Origin of the sequence: Bacillus sp. JJ1127, assembly GCF_036965845.1 — a bacterium.
Lineage (GTDB): Bacteria > Bacillota > Bacilli > Bacillales > Bacillaceae_G > Bacillus_A.
This window is the reverse complement of sequence record NZ_JBALQK010000131.1, coordinates 22,511-38,008: the sequence shown is the minus strand read 5'-3', so window position 1 is coordinate 38,008 and position 15,498 is coordinate 22,511. Positions and strand designations below refer to the sequence as shown.

Below are 15,498 nucleotides of genomic sequence, written 5' to 3'. Positions count from 1 at the left end.
CATGGCCGGATGCTCTCTCCCACCTAAAAAGAGGGATTTTATGTCGGTTTTTTAATTGATGTATATGTAGAATAATCTTCTACTCTTCTTATTTATGTTCTGCCAACCACTCTGATACTTTTTTCGCATCCTCACCTTGAATTAATCCTGGTGACATGGCTCCGCGTCCTTTTTTAATAATATTTTCGATATCCGCTGCGTCGTATTTCCCGCCTACTTTTCGTAAATCCGGTCCAGTTGCTCCAGATAAATCACTTGCATGACAACCTGCACAACTCTTTTGGAAAATTTTTTCTGCAGTATCCGTGCTTGCAGATTGACTAGAAGACTTACTCTCTTCTTTCTTCCCACACGCTCCTAAGGCAAAAATTAATGATGTCCCTAATGCAACAGTCAACAATTTCTTTTTCACTTCTATCGCTCCCCATTATTGATATTCTTCTTATTATTAATAGCCACACTTTTATAATGTACTTACTTACCATTATAATCATTATCCTAATGTAGAAAAACTAACATGAACAGGATATTTTTTACAAATTCACCAAGAACCCTACTGAAGCAAAGCCTTCGCTAATTGTTTCAATTCTGTGAACAACTTTAAATCTTTACAAAGAAACTTTTTCTGAAAAACAGAAAGGAAGAATTCTATACAAATTTCTTCTCAATTACAACTCAGTTCTTATATTTTCTGCTTTTTACAAAACAATATACGACATTGTATCCTAAAACCAATCCTAGCAAAAAGAGAAGTTGTCACCCCAACTTCTCTTCCTCCTTCTCTTATCCATACACAGACAAGGTATACCTCTTTATATCCTCTATTCCCTCATCTATGCCAACAATCTGTTGGCTTTTTTCTTAGGAAATACGAGAGCGTAAATACGCATCAATAAATGGATCGATTTCGCCGTCCATAACCGCTTGCACGTTACCAACCTCTGTATTTGTACGATGGTCCTTTACAAGAGAGTATGGGTGGAATACATAAGAACGAATTTGGCTACCCCAGCCAATTTCTTTTTGTTCCCCGCGGATTTCATCTAACTGCGCTTGTTGCTCTTCTAATTTCTTTTGATATAATTTCGCTTTTAGCATTTTCATCGCATGCTCACGGTTTTTAATTTGAGAACGTTCTGATTGGCATGTTACAACTGTATTCGTTGGTGTATGGGTGATACGAACTGCTGAATCTGTCGTATTAACGTGCTGTCCACCTGCACCACTTGCACGATACGTATCTATTTTTAAATCTTCCGTACGAACTTCAATTTCGATATCATCATTGAATTCAGGTACAACTTCACAAGATACGAATGATGTATGGCGACGACCTGAAGAATCAAACGGTGAAATACGTACAAGGCGATGTACACCTTTCTCTGCTTTCAAGTAACCATAAGCATTATGTCCTTTAATTAATAGCGTAACGCTCTTGATTCCAGCTTCATCACCTGGTAAATAATCAACTGTCTCCACTTTAAATCCGCGCTTCTCACCCCATCTTGTGTACATGCGTAATAGCATAGAGCCCCAGTCTTGTGACTCTGTTCCCCCCGCACCTGGGTGCAGTTCTAAAATAGCATTATTTTTATCATAAGGATCGCTTAATAATAACTGAAGCTCATACTCATTCATTTCTTGAATTAAAGATTTCACTTCAGATTCTAACTCTTCATGTAAATCCTCATCATATTCTTCTTTTAAAAGTTCATGTGTCACTTCTAAATTTTCAAACGTTTCATCTAATTGACGAAACTTCCCAACCATATCCTTTAGTGCATTCGCTTCGTTAATTACTGTTTGCGCACCTTGTTGGTCATCCCAAAAACCTGCGCCCATCATTGTTTCTTCTAATTCTGCAATACGTTTTTCTTTTGCAGGAAGGTCAAAGAGACCCCCTAAAAGCCGCTAATCTCTTAGCCATTTTCTCTAATTCTTGTCTAATTTCTACTAATTCCATTTTCTTCACCTCTATGTAATTGCTGTTACTTTTGTATGAAAACAAGGGAAACTCTCCCCGCTTGTTACAGAGAGAGTCTAGTCCTTTTTATTATATGGATATTTCCTGTAACTTTCCATTTTCAGATTGGAAAGTTGTGGATAAAACCGTAAGCTTCACTTTTTATCTAGCTCTGGCGGCTAGCATACTCGGTGACCTCACTTTTCTTTATTTCCCAATACCACAGCAGTTTTTATATTTTTTGCCACTGCCGCATGTACATAAATCGTTACGTCCAACTTGCTCACCTTTTACGACCGGTTTCTTTTTTGCTTCTTCACCACTATCTGTTGGACGAACCGCTTCACCTTGCGCTACTTCTTGTCGCTCTAGGTTTTGTTCGATTTCTGCTTTCATAATGTAACGAGAAATTTCTTCTTCAATAGAAGCAATCATTGCCTCGAACATCGCGAATCCTTCCATTTGATATTCACGCAGTGGGTCAATTTGACCGTAAGCACGTAAATGAATACCTTCGCGAAGGTGATCCATCGCATCGATATGATCCATCCACTTCGTATCTACAACGCGGAATACAACAACTTTTTCAAATTCACGCATTTGTTCTTCCGGTAAAAGCTTTTCTTTTGCATCATAGCGCCCTATTAATTTGGCCATGATTGGTTCGCTCATTTCTTCTGGCGCAAGGCGACGTAATTCTTCTTCTTTCACATCGCCTTCCTCAAGAAGGCCTGTATTTAAGTAGTCAATAAGACCTTTGATGTTCCAATCCTCTTCAATTTCCTCTTGCGTATGAAGAGCAATAGCACGGTCTACAGTAGATTTCATCATACCTTCAATAATACCGCGTAAGTTTTCAGATTCCATTACTTCTTGACGTTGTTTATAAATCACTTCACGTTGTTGACGAAGGACATCATCATATTGCAGAAGTTGTTTACGTGCATCATAGTTGTTTCCTTCTACACGTTTTTGTGCAGATTCCACAGCACGGGAAACCATTTTACTTTCGATTGGTTGAGAATCATCCATACCAAGGCGATCCATCATTGCTTTCATATTATCAGAGCCAAAGCGGCGCATCAGTTCATCCTCCATAGATAAGTAGAACTGTGTTACACCAGGGTCTCCTTGGCGTCCAGAACGACCACGTAACTGATTATCAATACGACGGCTTTCATGACGCTCTGTGCCGATAACTGCTAAGCCACCAGCTTCTTTTACACCTTCACCTAGCTTAATGTCCGTACCACGACCAGCCATGTTTGTTGCAATCGTTACAGACCCTTTAAAGCCTGCTTCTGCAATAATATCTGCTTCACGCGCGTGGTTTTTCGCATTCAAAATGTTATGGCGTACACCTTTACGTGTTAACATTTTTGAAATAAGCTCAGACGTTTCAATCGCAACCGTACCAACAAGAACCGGTTGTCCTTGTTTATGACGGTTTACAATATCATCCACAACCGCATTGAACTTTCCTTCCATCGTTTTGAAAATTAAATCAGCACGGTCATCACGAACGATTGGTCTGTTTGTTGGAATCACAATAACATGCATATTATAAATGTTACGGAATTCTTCTTCTTCCGTTTTCGCCGTACCAGTCATACCCGATAACTTTTCATACATACGGAAGTAATTTTGGAATGTAATGGTCGCAAGTGTCATGCTTTCATTTTGAATTTCTACGCCTTCTTTTGCTTCAATTGCTTGGTGCAATCCTTCACTATAGCGGCGACCTTTCATAAGACGACCAGTGAATTGGTCAACAATAACAATTTCACCTTCTTGTACCACATAATCTGTATCGCGGTGCATGACAACGTGTGCACGAAGCGCCTGATTAATATGATGAAGAAGTGCAACATGTTTTAAATCGAATAAGTTTTCAATATGGAAGGCTTTTTCTGCCTTAGTAATCCCATCTTCTGTTAACATGACATTTTTCGTTTTCACATCAAATGAATAATCTTTTTCATTTTCTAACGTACGAACAAATGCATTTGCAAACATATATAATTCTGCTGATTTTTGTGCTTGTCCAGAAATAATAAGCGGCGTACGTGCTTCATCGACTAAGATGGAATCGACTTCATCAATAATCGCAAAGTGAAGTGGACGCTGAACACGCTGCTCTGTATATAGCACCATGTTATCACGCAAGTAATCGAATCCTAGCTCATTATTTGTGCTGTACGTAATATCAGCAGCATAAGCAGCTTGCTTTTCCTCACGTGACATACTATTTAAGTTAATTCCTACTGTTAAACCAAGGAATTCATGAAGTTGTCCCATTTCACTAGCATCACGCTGTGCTAAATATTCGTTGACTGTAACAACGTGAACACCTTTACCTGTTAAAGCATTCAAATATACTGGTAAAGTAGATGTTAATGTTTTACCTTCACCAGTTTTCATCTCAGAGATATTCCCTTCATGCAAGGCAATACCACCCATTAGCTGAACAGGGTATGGACGCATACCAAGAACACGCGTTGCAGCTTCACGAACAACCGCAAAAGCTTCTGGTAGCAGATCGTCTACTGTTTCGCCTTTTGTCAGACGCTCTTTAAACTCAACTGTTTTCCCTTTTAATTGTTCGTCAGTTAATGGCTGTATAGATGCTTCTAACGCCTCTATTTGGTCCACCATTTTCTGCATACGTTTAATTTGGCGTTGGTTTACATCAAACACCTTTTTTAAAATACCGATCATAGGAAATACGCTCCTCTTTTTATTAAAATAAAACTTCCGATTGTGCTCTATCTTTCTATTCAGCAATCAGTCGTTATAAAAAGCAAATTTATTTTCTGCCAATTTTTCTCCTAATTAAAAAACAACATGTATACACCTAATGATAATTGTAACACTTGTCTTATAACTATGACAACAATCGTCCAAATGTCAATCCTAAATTAAGGGAAACTTTGATTAATAGGGCCCTATTACAAAGTTTCACCCAACCTTTATATGGAAAAACAACTCACTTTCATGAAAATAAAAAAGCGTAGCCTTTTACAGCTACGCTTTCGACTTATTATTTTGTTTCAATTAATCCATATTTTCCATCTTTGCGGCCATATACAACATTAGTTTCATTTGTATCCGCATTTGTGAAGACGAAGAAGTTATGACCTAACATATCCATTTGTAAAATAGCTTCTTCAACGTCCATTGGTTTTAAATCAAATCGTTTTGTACGTACAAGTTCTAATTCATCCTCTTGCAATTCTTCTTGAACCGCCACCGGCTCTGTAAGAATAAATGCATTTTTAGGAGAACCTTTTTCACGTAATTTACGATTCACCTTTGTTTTATGTTTACGAATTTGTCGCTCAATTTTATCTACTACTAAATCAATTGCAGCATACATATCGCTATGAGTTTCTTCTGCACGAAGTAATAAATCTGTAAATGGGATTGTTACCTCGACACGCTGCTTGTCAGAGTATACTTTTAAATTAACTTTAATCTCTGGGAATGTATCAAAATAACGCTCTAGTTTGCCAAGCTTTTTTTCTACATAATCCTTTAATGCTGGAGTTACTTCAATATTTTCACCACGAATGTTGAATTTCATAGATGAATTCCTCCTTTCAAGCCTATGTATACTGTTTCGACAACGGCTTAAAAATTCCTTCTAACTTTTTAAAAAAAGTTAGCGAAATTGCAATTTTTTTATCGTTTTTTGTTGAAAAGAAAAGATGCATCGTTTCTATTTTTATTTTACCCTATTTACATCGTAATTAACGAATATAAGTGTGGACAATTCGTTACAGAAAAGAAACAACTTTTCGACAACGTTTTCAATAATAGTAATAAACGACTTAAAACCATTTCTGTTAGGCGGGAGAGAGCATCCGCTCTTGGATAGAAACGGTCAGGACTTTTTTTAGCCCCATGCCATGCGAAAACAGAAGGAGATGACGAGCGAAAGTCTCCTTTTGTTTTTCATAGCCGTAATGTACATACTAGCAAATCAAAATTCAATTTATAAATTGAAAATCGGTATAAATTCTAGGCTTTCAGTAGGAAGTAACATCCGCCCTTGGATAGTAACGGTCAGGGACCTTTTTATCCCCATGCTATGTAAAAAAAGAAGGAGATAATGAGTAGCAGTCTCCTTCTGTTCTTTATAGCCGCAATTTTTATGTTGGAAGATCAAATTAAATATATATAAACCGCCACCACATACGCAGCTCTATGTTTCTCACAAAACGATTCATTTAAAAATTATAATTTCACAACATTCGCTGCTTGCGGTCCACGCGATCCATCTACAATATCAAATTCTACCTTTTGACCTTCTTCTAATGACTTATATCCATCTTGTTGAATTGCAGAAAAATGGACAAAAACATCATCACCATCTTCGCGCTCAATAAACCCAAATCCTTTTTCTGCATTGAACCACTTTACTCTTCCTTGCATGTTCGTTCCATTCCCTTCACTCTAAAAATCAGGACATTTGCCCTATAATTTGACTATACCGAATGACAACATATCAAGTCAAAGAAGACCTGTCGTCTTTTTATTGTATCTTTCGACATATGCATATTACCCGCGGCACAGCGTCAGGCTTGAAACACTTTGAGCCCCCGCATCATACAAAAGCTGTCCAACTTGCCTAACCGTAATCCCTGTCGTATACACATCATCAACGAGTAAAAGATGCTTCCCAGCGAACATTTCCTCTTCTCGAAAGTAAAAGGGGTTTGCTGCCGAAAGTCTTTCTACACGCTTTTTTTTGCTCTGTTTTTCCGTCTCATGTCTACTTAAAGACGTTTGCAAAATTTGTATTGGCAAACAAGATGCTAATAGCTCCGCCTGATTAAAGCCGCGTTCATATTCTCGTTCCCTACTAAGCGGAACTGGAAGGATGGCCTCATAATTTGAAAAATACTTTAGAAATGCTGCTGCAAAATTTGTATAAAAAATCCGTACAAGCTCCGCATCTCCTCGAAACTTAAACTGGGCTAATATTTCCTTCATTCCATCATTATAAACATATACAGATCGATTCTTTATCAATCTGAATCTCCCTTCTTTTCTCCACCTAACACAATCTTTGCATATATCTCCTTCTCTATATTCCTGATCAAGAAAAGCAAACGGCCGACCGCAATCATCACAAATTTCTCCTATAATATAGGAAAGCTTTCGTTCACACTGATCGCATATGTACCGCTTTTGTGACTGAATAAAAAAAGAATACCAGCTAGCAGCCTCAGAAATGTAATCATCACAAAGTAGACAATGCATCAATCTATCACCCCTTGTTGCTTCGCCTTCTTATTCATAAATTGAATATGCTTTTTTGCACGAATCATTGCTTCTGTTTTTCCATAATGAAAATAGAGAATATCCCCATCCGGTTCACGAGAGCTCCTGCCAACGCGGCCAGCAATTTGAACAAGTGCACTTTCTGAAAAAATAACATCTTCTGCACCTAACACAGCTACTTGTAGATTTGCAACTGTTACACCACGCTCCAAAATGGTTGTCGTTACTAATAGTGGAATATCTCCTTTACGAAAAGCCGCTACTTTTTCTTTTCTCTTTGGATCTTCCGCATGAACACCTTCAATTCGATCATCTAATTCTTTTAATAATAAACATACTTCGTCTACGTAGCGCACGTGGGGAACAAATAAAAAAATAGGATATTGTTTATCTAGATATATGTTTAACCATTGTAGTAACACACGGGGGATTTTTTTACGTCTGAGTAACTTTTTCCAATCACCGCACCACCGAAACTTAGGAATTGGCAAAGGATGACGATGATAACGTCCTGGAATAATGACACCTTTTTGTTTACCACTTTGAATATTACGTTTCCACTTCTCTTCTGGGGTCGCAGTTAAATAAATACGTGCGGCTCTCTCTTTACTTGCTTGCTCTACCGCATGATGTAACATTTTGTCCATCGCATATGGAAAGGCGTCAATTTCATCTACAATCATGACATCAAATGTCCTATAATAACGAAGCAACTGATGTGTTGTGGATATGATAAGGTTTGCTTCCTTTTCACGATCTAGGCTACCACCATACAGTTCCGCAACTGGTACATTCGGAAAAACGGTTTGTAACCGGGGAGCTAATTCCAGCACGACATCAGTTCGAGGCGTCGCAATGCAAACGTACTCTCCCTTTTTAAGTGCCTCTTCGATACCATAAAATAGCATTTCTGTCTTACCAGCACCGCATACCGCCCATATAAAAAAAGATTCTTTTTGGCGCACTGCTTCTGTTACGCCATTTGCTGCTATTTCCTGCCCGGGTGATAGCTTTCCCTCCCACTGTAAAGGTTGTGACAGGAACTCTCTTTCTATATCACGAGTGCCTCGAACAATCATTGTACATTCTCCCACTCGCCCCATCGTGATACATTTTCGGCAATACGTACACATTTGATTGCACCTTTTACATAAAAACGATGCAAATAACCGCTGCTCTGTATTTCCACAGCGCTGGCATACAGAGCGTGAAGATTTCTTGATTATCCCTTTTGCTAAAGAAATATCTCCTCGTCTTTCTAAAAACTCTAGTTCATCCTTCGATAACGAAAGTTCTTCTAGTAACATTTGCCTTCCTGCTAGCATCATCAAGCACCTCCAGCTCTACTATAATTCCTTCTCGTTATCTCGTAAAAAATCAAAAAAGCCGATAACCTACTTATAAAATAGTAAGCTATCGACTTTATACACATGTTTTATATCATTCAAATCCTAGAATCTACCATAACCTAAGAAATGGCTTTGATTGTAGCTACTGCTTAAGTTAGAGTATCCAATACCACTATCACCAGCGTGAATCATTTGTCCATTACCAACGTAAATACCAATATGTGATGGCCCTGATTTATATGTGTTTTGGAAGAACACTAAATCTCCTGGTTGTGGGCTACTTACTCTAGAAACTGAGTTCCAGTAACCAGCAACATCTTGACGTCCTACTCCATATACATAAGAGATAAATCCACTGCAGTCAAATCCACTTGGAGATGCACCACCGAATACATATGGAACACCTAAATATTTCTTCGCTTTTCCAATTACACCTAGATTACCGCCACCATCATCAGATACTGGTGCTGGAGCAGGTTTTGGTGCTGGAGCAGGTTTTGATTGTTCTTTCTTAGGTTGCTCTTTTGCAGCTTGTCCACCATTATTTGCTGGAGCTGCTGGTTGTGCCGGCTGTTGAGCTTGCTCTGCTTGTTTCTTAGCAGCTGCTTCTTGTGCCGCTTTTTCTTGCGCTTCTTTTTCAGCTAATTGTTGTAAGTATAATGCTTGTTTTTCAAGCTCTTTCAATTGACCTTCTGTGCTTGTCATATTGTTTACAACAGTATCCATTTTGCCATTTAAATCAGTTACTGCTTCTTGTTTTTTCGCTTTTTCAGCGTCAAGTTCTTTCTTTGCAGTTTCGATTTGTGCTTGTGCTTCTTTTAATTCTTTTTGTTTTACTTTAACCGTTTCAACATCTTTTTTCACAGCTGCTTGATCGTCTTGTTGTGTTTTCATGATATCTTCATCAGATGCAAGAATTTTAGAAACAGAAGTTAAGCGATCTACTAAATCTGCAAGGTTTTTAGAGTTTACAACAACCTCTGTTACAACATTCGTGTTTGGTTGTTCTTGAAGTGCTACTAAACGCTTTCTTAATAAATCTTCACGTTTTGCAATTTTTGTTTGTAACTCTGCGATATCTTTATTCTTTTTCTCGATTAATTGCTCTGTTTCTGCAACTTTTTTTGTTGTTTCATCAAGCTTTGCTACATTTTCTTGAACAGACTTATCTAAACCTTGAATTGTTTTATTTAAGTCATTCATTTGTTTTTGAAGTTCATCACGTTCTTGTTGTTGTTTATGTAAAGTGTCATTTTGTGCGTTAATTTGTGTTTTTACATCGTTCATATTTTCTGCAAATACACTTGGTGTTACTACTGAAAACATCATTCCTGCAGCTAATACGCAAGAGGCCATCTTTAGCTTTTTCATTTTGTTTTTACACCGCTTTCTTTTTTCTTTTTCCGAATATAATCTACTAAAATTTATACCATAATTCGGGAGTTTTTTTATCAATGTTACGTTTTTGTAAAATAAATGTAATATTTTCTTTGTAATCCTATGACAAAATCGCTCTAATTCTGTATTTATTTGCAGAATCTTAAGAAAAACACACTATTTTTTCATGCAATTGTCATTCGCTTATTACATAAAATAAAACTTTAATCAGTGGGGATTTCTTCATCCTCACTGATTATTAGTCCTCACAATTCGGGCTGTTGCGGGATAAAAAAACGCAGAGGAATTTCCCCTGCGTTTTTTCTCGATATAGAAAACCTCACGAAGCACAACTTAACTTTAATCCACCCATTTTTCAGCCCAACTTTGGACTTCATTCATAACGCTTTCCAATGCTTTCCCTTTATCTGTTAGCCCATATTCGATTCTAACAGGTACTTCTGGATAAACGTTACGTACAACGATACCTTCGCTCTCTAATTCCTTTAAACGTTCCGACAACATACGATCACTCATATTTGGAATAATATCAGCGATTTCTCTAAAACGCTTCGGCTCTTCTAGTAAAGATTTAATAATTAAACCTGTCCACTTCTTACTAAGCAGTGTAAAAGCCGATTCAAACTTTGGACATAAACAAGAATTATGCTCCATATGTTTCACCTCACCTTTATTATAAAATAGTTTCTTATAAAAAATAAGCAATAAAACTTTCCTCATTTAAGATTATGTACATTTTATCACTTCCAAATATTAACTTGTCAAATAGATACCTACCGTAAAAAAACTCTCTTCAAACAGAGAGCTTTTACATCTTTATTATTTTGTATACCAACCTAAACCAAGTGAACCTTCGCCTAAATGTGTACCAATTACAGCACCAAAATAACTAATGCGGATTGTAACATGAGGGTATTCTTCTTGTAATTCTTGCTGCCACGCTTTCGCTTCCTCTTCGCGATTCGCATGAATAATAACAGCTTCCATCGGTACACCTTTACTTGCCTGCTCATCAAAAATTTCAACAATGCGCTTTAATGCTTTTTTGCGTGTGCGAATTTTTTCAAATGGAATAATAATCTTATCTCTAAAATATAAAACCGGCTTTACTTGTAGCAAGCTACCAATAAAAGCCTGCGCACTATTTAAGCGACCGCCTCGCTGTAAATGATGCAAATCATCTACAACAAAATACGCATCTATTGTTTGCTTCATTTCATCAAATCGCGCCAAAACTTCTTCAGGTGTTTTTCCTTCACTTGCCATTCTTACACCTTCACGAACATAAAACCCTTGTACTTCACAACTAATTTCAGAATCATACGTATATACGTCAATTCCTTGGACCATCTGCCCGGCTGTTGTTGCTGTTTGATATGTACCACTAATCCCACTTGAAAGATGGATACTAATAACAGCGTCATATTCTTTCGCTAATTCCTCAAATAGCTCTACAAATTTTCCAATTGCTGGTTGAGAAGTCTTGGGAAGTTCTTCCTGCTCACGTACTTTTACATAAAAATCATCCGCTGTAATCTCTGTTTCTTCTTGATAAGATTCCGTCCCAAAAACTACATTTAATGGAATCATATGTATATCGAGTTCTTCACGAATATGCCTTGGTATATATGCTGTACTATCAGTAACAATAGCTGTTCTCATTTTCGTACCTACCTTATAAAAAAAAGTTTTTATTCCCTAATTTTACACGAAAACCAGAAAAGGTGCATTAATGTAGGAGAATGCTGGCTTAAAATTATAATAAATGTCTCGACAATTTACAACAAAGACACTAAATTTATCTTACAAATTATAATATGTTTGTAAAAAATGTTTGAATCTAAAAACTCCCCCTTTTACAATGTAAAGTACTAAGCATTTTGAAAGATAGGGGCGTATACCATTGCTATTACAATATTTAACAATCAAAGGCTACGGTGAGCACGAAATTGTCATTCAAAAATCAAAATTTATTTGCTATATTAGCCGAGCCACAACAGAAGAAGAGGCTCAAGAGTTTATCCAAAAAATAAAAAAGCAGCACTGGAATGCAACACATAACTGTTCTGCTTATTTAATTGGTGAACAAAATCAAATTCAAAAGGCGAATGATGATGGTGAACCGAGCGGTACAGCTGGCGTACCAATGTTAGAAGTACTAAAAAAACGCGATTTGAAAGATATAGTTGTTGTCGTTACACGTTATTTTGGTGGCATTAAACTTGGTGCCGGCGGTTTAATTCGTGCATATGGAAAATGTACAAGTGAAGGAATTCGTCACGTAGGTGTTGTAGAACGCAAACTAATGCGCGTTATGAAGACAGAGATTGACTATACGTTACTTGGCAAAGTTGAAAACGAATTACGCCACTCAAAGTACGCGATTAAAGATATACATTATCTAGAAAACGTGACATTTGATATTTACGTAGAGGAAGACCAAAAGCACAATTTCACAAATTGGATGATTGAGCTAACAAATGGGAAATGTACAATTGAAGAGGACAATATGTTGTATTTAGAGCAAGATGTTCCGCAATAAACCTACATTCCTATTATCAATGACAACTCAAGTTATTCTACCGCCCAATCTTGCGATAGAATAGCTGAAAATAACACCTTACAAATTAAAAGGAGATTATATATGGAAGATCGTTATTATCATCTCCAGAAAAGAAGAGTTAAAAAGAAGCGAAGACGTAAACTTTTCATATTCCTTATTTTCGCATGTTTACTTGGTAGCGTAGGACTTTATATGTTTAATTCCTATTCTTCTCTCATGGGGATGTATAGTGGCTTTACACGCGATAAGTCCAAATTACGAACAGAAGAAGTTCAAATTACGAAAGAGCCTTTCACTATTCTTATTATGGGAATTGAAGATTATGCAACCGATGGAAAAAATGGTCGTACCGATTCTCTTATGATTGCAACAGTGGATCCAAAATCTCAAAAAGTTTCCCTCATGAGCATTCCACGTGACTCTCGGGTTACGATTGCAGGAAAGAATAAAAAAGATAAAATCAATGCGGCGCATGCTTACGGCGGAGAAAAGATGGCGATAGATACTGTCGAAAACTTTTTAAAAGTTCCTGTCGATCACTATCTTAAAATTGACTTCCAAGGATTTAAAGGCATTGTTGATGCCGTTGGCGGTGTTACAGTAGATGTTCCTTTTGATTTCTGGGAACGCTCTGATATAGACTACGACAAGAAAATTAACTTTAAGCAAGGCAAACAAGACTTGAATGGGGAAGAAGCACTTGCTTATGTTCGCATGCGAAAACAAGATCCAAATGGAGATTACGGCCGTGCGGCAAGACAACGTCAAGTGCTCGCTGCTGTTGTACACAAGTTGAATTCCACTTCAACAGTATTTAAAATTAAAGATTTAACAACAGTAATTGGAAAATATGTAAAAACTGATATTCCTATATCTGACGGACTCGCCCTTTACAATAAATTTTCTGGATTTGATCCTGCTAATATCGAAACACTTAAGTTAGAAGGTGAAGATAAAAAAATAGATGGTATCTATTACTTCCTTCCAAATGAGATGAGTGTTCAGACAGTTCATAATACCATTCTGAAAAACATTGGAAAAGGAGATCCGCAAACAGATTCTACAACTAATACAAACACAAATACAAATACAGGTACAGATTCAAACGAAAACACAAATACAAGTTCAAATGAAAATACAGATTCAAGTAAAAATGAATCTGCAAATTCACACTCTAGTACAAATTCTAAAAAAGAATCTACTGAAAATAAAAAACCAACAATACCATCTGCATCTACAAACGCCCATGCAGAATGGATTATGCGAAATCATCAGTAAAAACAAATAAAAAGAGCCGATTCTTATAGGAATCGGCTCTTTTTACTTACTTTTTATTAAAGTATTGTAAAATCGCTTCTACGATACGCTCTGAAGCACGACCATCACCGTAAGGGTTAGATGCTTGTGCCATTTTGTCATGCGCTTCTTTATTTGATAACAATTCATCAGCAAGTGTAAAGATTGTTTCCTCATCTGTACCTGCTAATTTCAATGTACCTGCTTCAATGCCTTCTGGACGTTCTGTCGTATCACGAAGAACAAGAACTGGTACACCAAGAGACGGAGCTTCCTCTTGTACACCACCAGAGTCTGTTAGCATTAAGTATGAACGAGCTGCAACATTATGGAAATCAATTACGTCTAGCGGCTCAATTAAATGAATACGATTATGGTCTCCTAAAATTTCGTTTGCTGTTTCACGAACAACAGGATTCATATGAACCGGGTACACAACTTGTACATCTTCGTGTTTGTCAACAAGACGTTTAATAGCGCGGAACATGTTGCGCATTGGCTCACCTAAGTTTTCACGGCGATGCGCTGTCATAAGTATAAGACGATCATTTCCAAGCTTCTCTAATACTGGATGACTGTATGTTTCTTTTACAGTTGTTTTAAGTGCATCAATCGCTGTATTTCCTGTTACAAAAATACGTGCTTCATCTTTATTCTCTTTTTGTAAGTTCGTTGCTGATTTTGTTGTAGGAGAAAAATGAAGATCTGCCATTACACCTGTTAATTGACGGTTCATTTCTTCTGGATATGGAGAATATTTATCCCATGTGCGAAGTCCTGCTTCAACATGTCCTACTGGAATTTGATTATAAAAGGCTGCAAGGCTCGCAATAAATGTCGTTGTTGTATCACCATGAACAAGAACAATATGAGGTTTCGCTTCCTTCATTACTTTATCTAGACCTTCTAAACCACGTGTTGTAATATCAATTAAAGTTTGACGATCTTTCATAATATTCAAATCAAAGTCTGGTGTAATACCAAAGATATTCAGCACTTGATCTAACATTTGACGATGCTGCGCTGTTACTGTCACAATTGGCTCAATTTTCTCAGAATGCTTTTGCAACTCTAACACAAGAGGTGCCATTTTTATCGCTTCTGGACGTGTTCCAAAAATCGTCATTACTTTTAAACGTTCAGTCATTTCACTGCCTCTTTTCTTTCACTAATTACAATATATGCTGTTATTGTTACACTGTCATTATATATGAGAATACAGCCGGACAAAAGAAAGTGTCCTAACTAGACGATAGAAACATTACGATTACAAATGCTCTCTCTTCCAAGCAGAGTAGTAATCCAATCTATGTTTCGCAACGTCCTCAACAGTATAACAATTTCTCCCATCAAATAAAATAGGTTCCCTCATAAGCGTTACATACCTTTCTAATAAACACCGCACTAGCTCCTATGATTACTTCATTCGTTCTATTTTCCTCTTATCTATATCAAAACACATAACTGCCCCTAATCTACTCCTATAATTAATTCTACATATCCAGTACTCATCACTGTAATTTTCATTCGTTTTTTTGCACAGGATACTTTTTTTCCACTTCAAAATAAGACATACGTGTATCTCTTTAAATGAAAAACAATGAGATACTTCTTTATTATATGAAAGGGGTTTTTCTTTCTTT

12 protein-coding genes and 2 pseudogenes are annotated in these 15,498 nt (G+C 37.0%); 2 read left to right on the top strand and 12 right to left on the bottom strand.

Annotated elements, in window-relative coordinates:
• Nucleotides 1–88: 88 nt before the first annotated feature.
• The 10 genes and pseudogenes from cccB to V7183_RS13565 all read right to left on the bottom strand — a co-directional run bounded on the left by cccB (nt 89) and on the right by V7183_RS13565 (nt 11,658).
• Nucleotides 89–412 carry a cytochrome c551 gene (gene cccB, locus V7183_RS13610; protein ID WP_097897157.1) on the bottom strand — a complete coding sequence of 108 codons (324 nt, stop codon included), beginning with the start codon at nt 410–412 and terminating at the stop codon, nt 89–91.
• A gap of 449 nt (nt 413–861) precedes the next feature.
• Nucleotides 862–1,963 (bottom strand): peptide chain release factor 2 gene (prfB, locus tag V7183_RS13605; RefSeq protein ID WP_097897156.1). Its coding sequence is split into 2 segments (ribosomal slippage): nt 862–1,890 and nt 1,892–1,963, totalling 1,101 coding nucleotides; the frame shifts between segments, so codons are not numbered across the junction.
• A 207-nt stretch (nt 1,964–2,170) separates the two neighbouring features.
• Nucleotides 2,171–4,681: a preprotein translocase subunit SecA gene (gene secA / locus V7183_RS13600; protein WP_335359855.1), complete on the bottom strand. Its 2,511-nt coding sequence runs from the start codon at nt 4,679–4,681 to the stop codon at nt 2,171–2,173.
• 322 nt (nt 4,682–5,003) lie between these two features.
• On the bottom strand, nt 5,004–5,546 hold the full coding sequence (gene hpf / locus V7183_RS13595; protein WP_335359854.1) for a ribosome hibernation-promoting factor, HPF/YfiA family: 543 nt from the start codon (nt 5,544–5,546) through the stop codon (nt 5,004–5,006).
• 653 nt (nt 5,547–6,199) lie between these two features.
• Entirely contained in the window at nt 6,200–6,397 is a 198-nt protein-coding gene (gene cspC, locus V7183_RS13590) for a cold shock protein CspC (protein ID WP_335359853.1), read from the bottom strand.
• A gap of 126 nt (nt 6,398–6,523) precedes the next feature.
• Nucleotides 6,524–7,228 (bottom strand): ComF family protein, encoded by a 705-nt coding sequence (locus V7183_RS13585; RefSeq protein WP_335359852.1) that lies wholly within the window; start codon nt 7,226–7,228, stop codon nt 6,524–6,526.
• The gene (locus V7183_RS13580; protein WP_335359851.1) at nt 7,228–8,577 is read right to left on the bottom strand and encodes a DEAD/DEAH box helicase; all 1,350 of its coding nucleotides are present in this window, start codon (nt 8,575–8,577) and stop codon (nt 7,228–7,230) included. The genes V7183_RS13585 and V7183_RS13580 overlap by 1 nt, the downstream gene beginning before the upstream one ends.
• 123 nt (nt 8,578–8,700) lie before the next feature.
• A pseudogene (locus V7183_RS13575) lies at nt 8,701–10,083 on the bottom strand (C40 family peptidase).
• Between the two features lie 252 nt (nt 10,084–10,335).
• On the bottom strand, nt 10,336–10,650 hold the full coding sequence (locus tag V7183_RS13570) for a winged helix-turn-helix transcriptional regulator (protein WP_097897171.1): 315 nt from the start codon (nt 10,648–10,650) through the stop codon (nt 10,336–10,338).
• A 165-nt stretch (nt 10,651–10,815) separates the two neighbouring features.
• Nucleotides 10,816–11,658, bottom strand: coding sequence for a DegV family protein (locus V7183_RS13565; RefSeq protein WP_335359849.1), 843 nt, complete (start codon nt 11,656–11,658; stop codon nt 10,816–10,818).
• A 241-nt stretch (nt 11,659–11,899) separates the two neighbouring features.
• Between V7183_RS13565 and V7183_RS13560 the strand changes: the two genes are divergently transcribed.
• Nucleotides 11,900–12,538 carry a YigZ family protein gene (locus V7183_RS13560; RefSeq protein ID WP_097897149.1) on the top strand — a complete coding sequence of 213 codons (639 nt, stop codon included), beginning with the start codon at nt 11,900–11,902 and terminating at the stop codon, nt 12,536–12,538.
• A 102-nt stretch (nt 12,539–12,640) separates the two neighbouring features.
• On the top strand, nt 12,641–13,837 hold the full coding sequence (locus tag V7183_RS13555) for an LCP family protein (RefSeq protein ID WP_335359848.1): 1,197 nt from the start codon (nt 12,641–12,643) through the stop codon (nt 13,835–13,837).
• Nucleotides 13,838–13,883: 46 nt separating this feature from the next.
• On the opposite strand, the gene wecB is transcribed toward V7183_RS13555, so the two are convergent.
• The gene (wecB, locus tag V7183_RS13550; RefSeq protein ID WP_097897147.1) at nt 13,884–15,002 is read right to left on the bottom strand and encodes a non-hydrolyzing UDP-N-acetylglucosamine 2-epimerase; all 1,119 of its coding nucleotides are present in this window, start codon (nt 15,000–15,002) and stop codon (nt 13,884–13,886) included.
• Between the two features lie 98 nt (nt 15,003–15,100).
• Nucleotides 15,101–15,248: pseudogene (locus V7183_RS13545) on the bottom strand (UDP-glucose 6-dehydrogenase); the annotation flags it as partial.
• Nucleotides 15,249–15,498 lie beyond the last annotated feature (250 nt).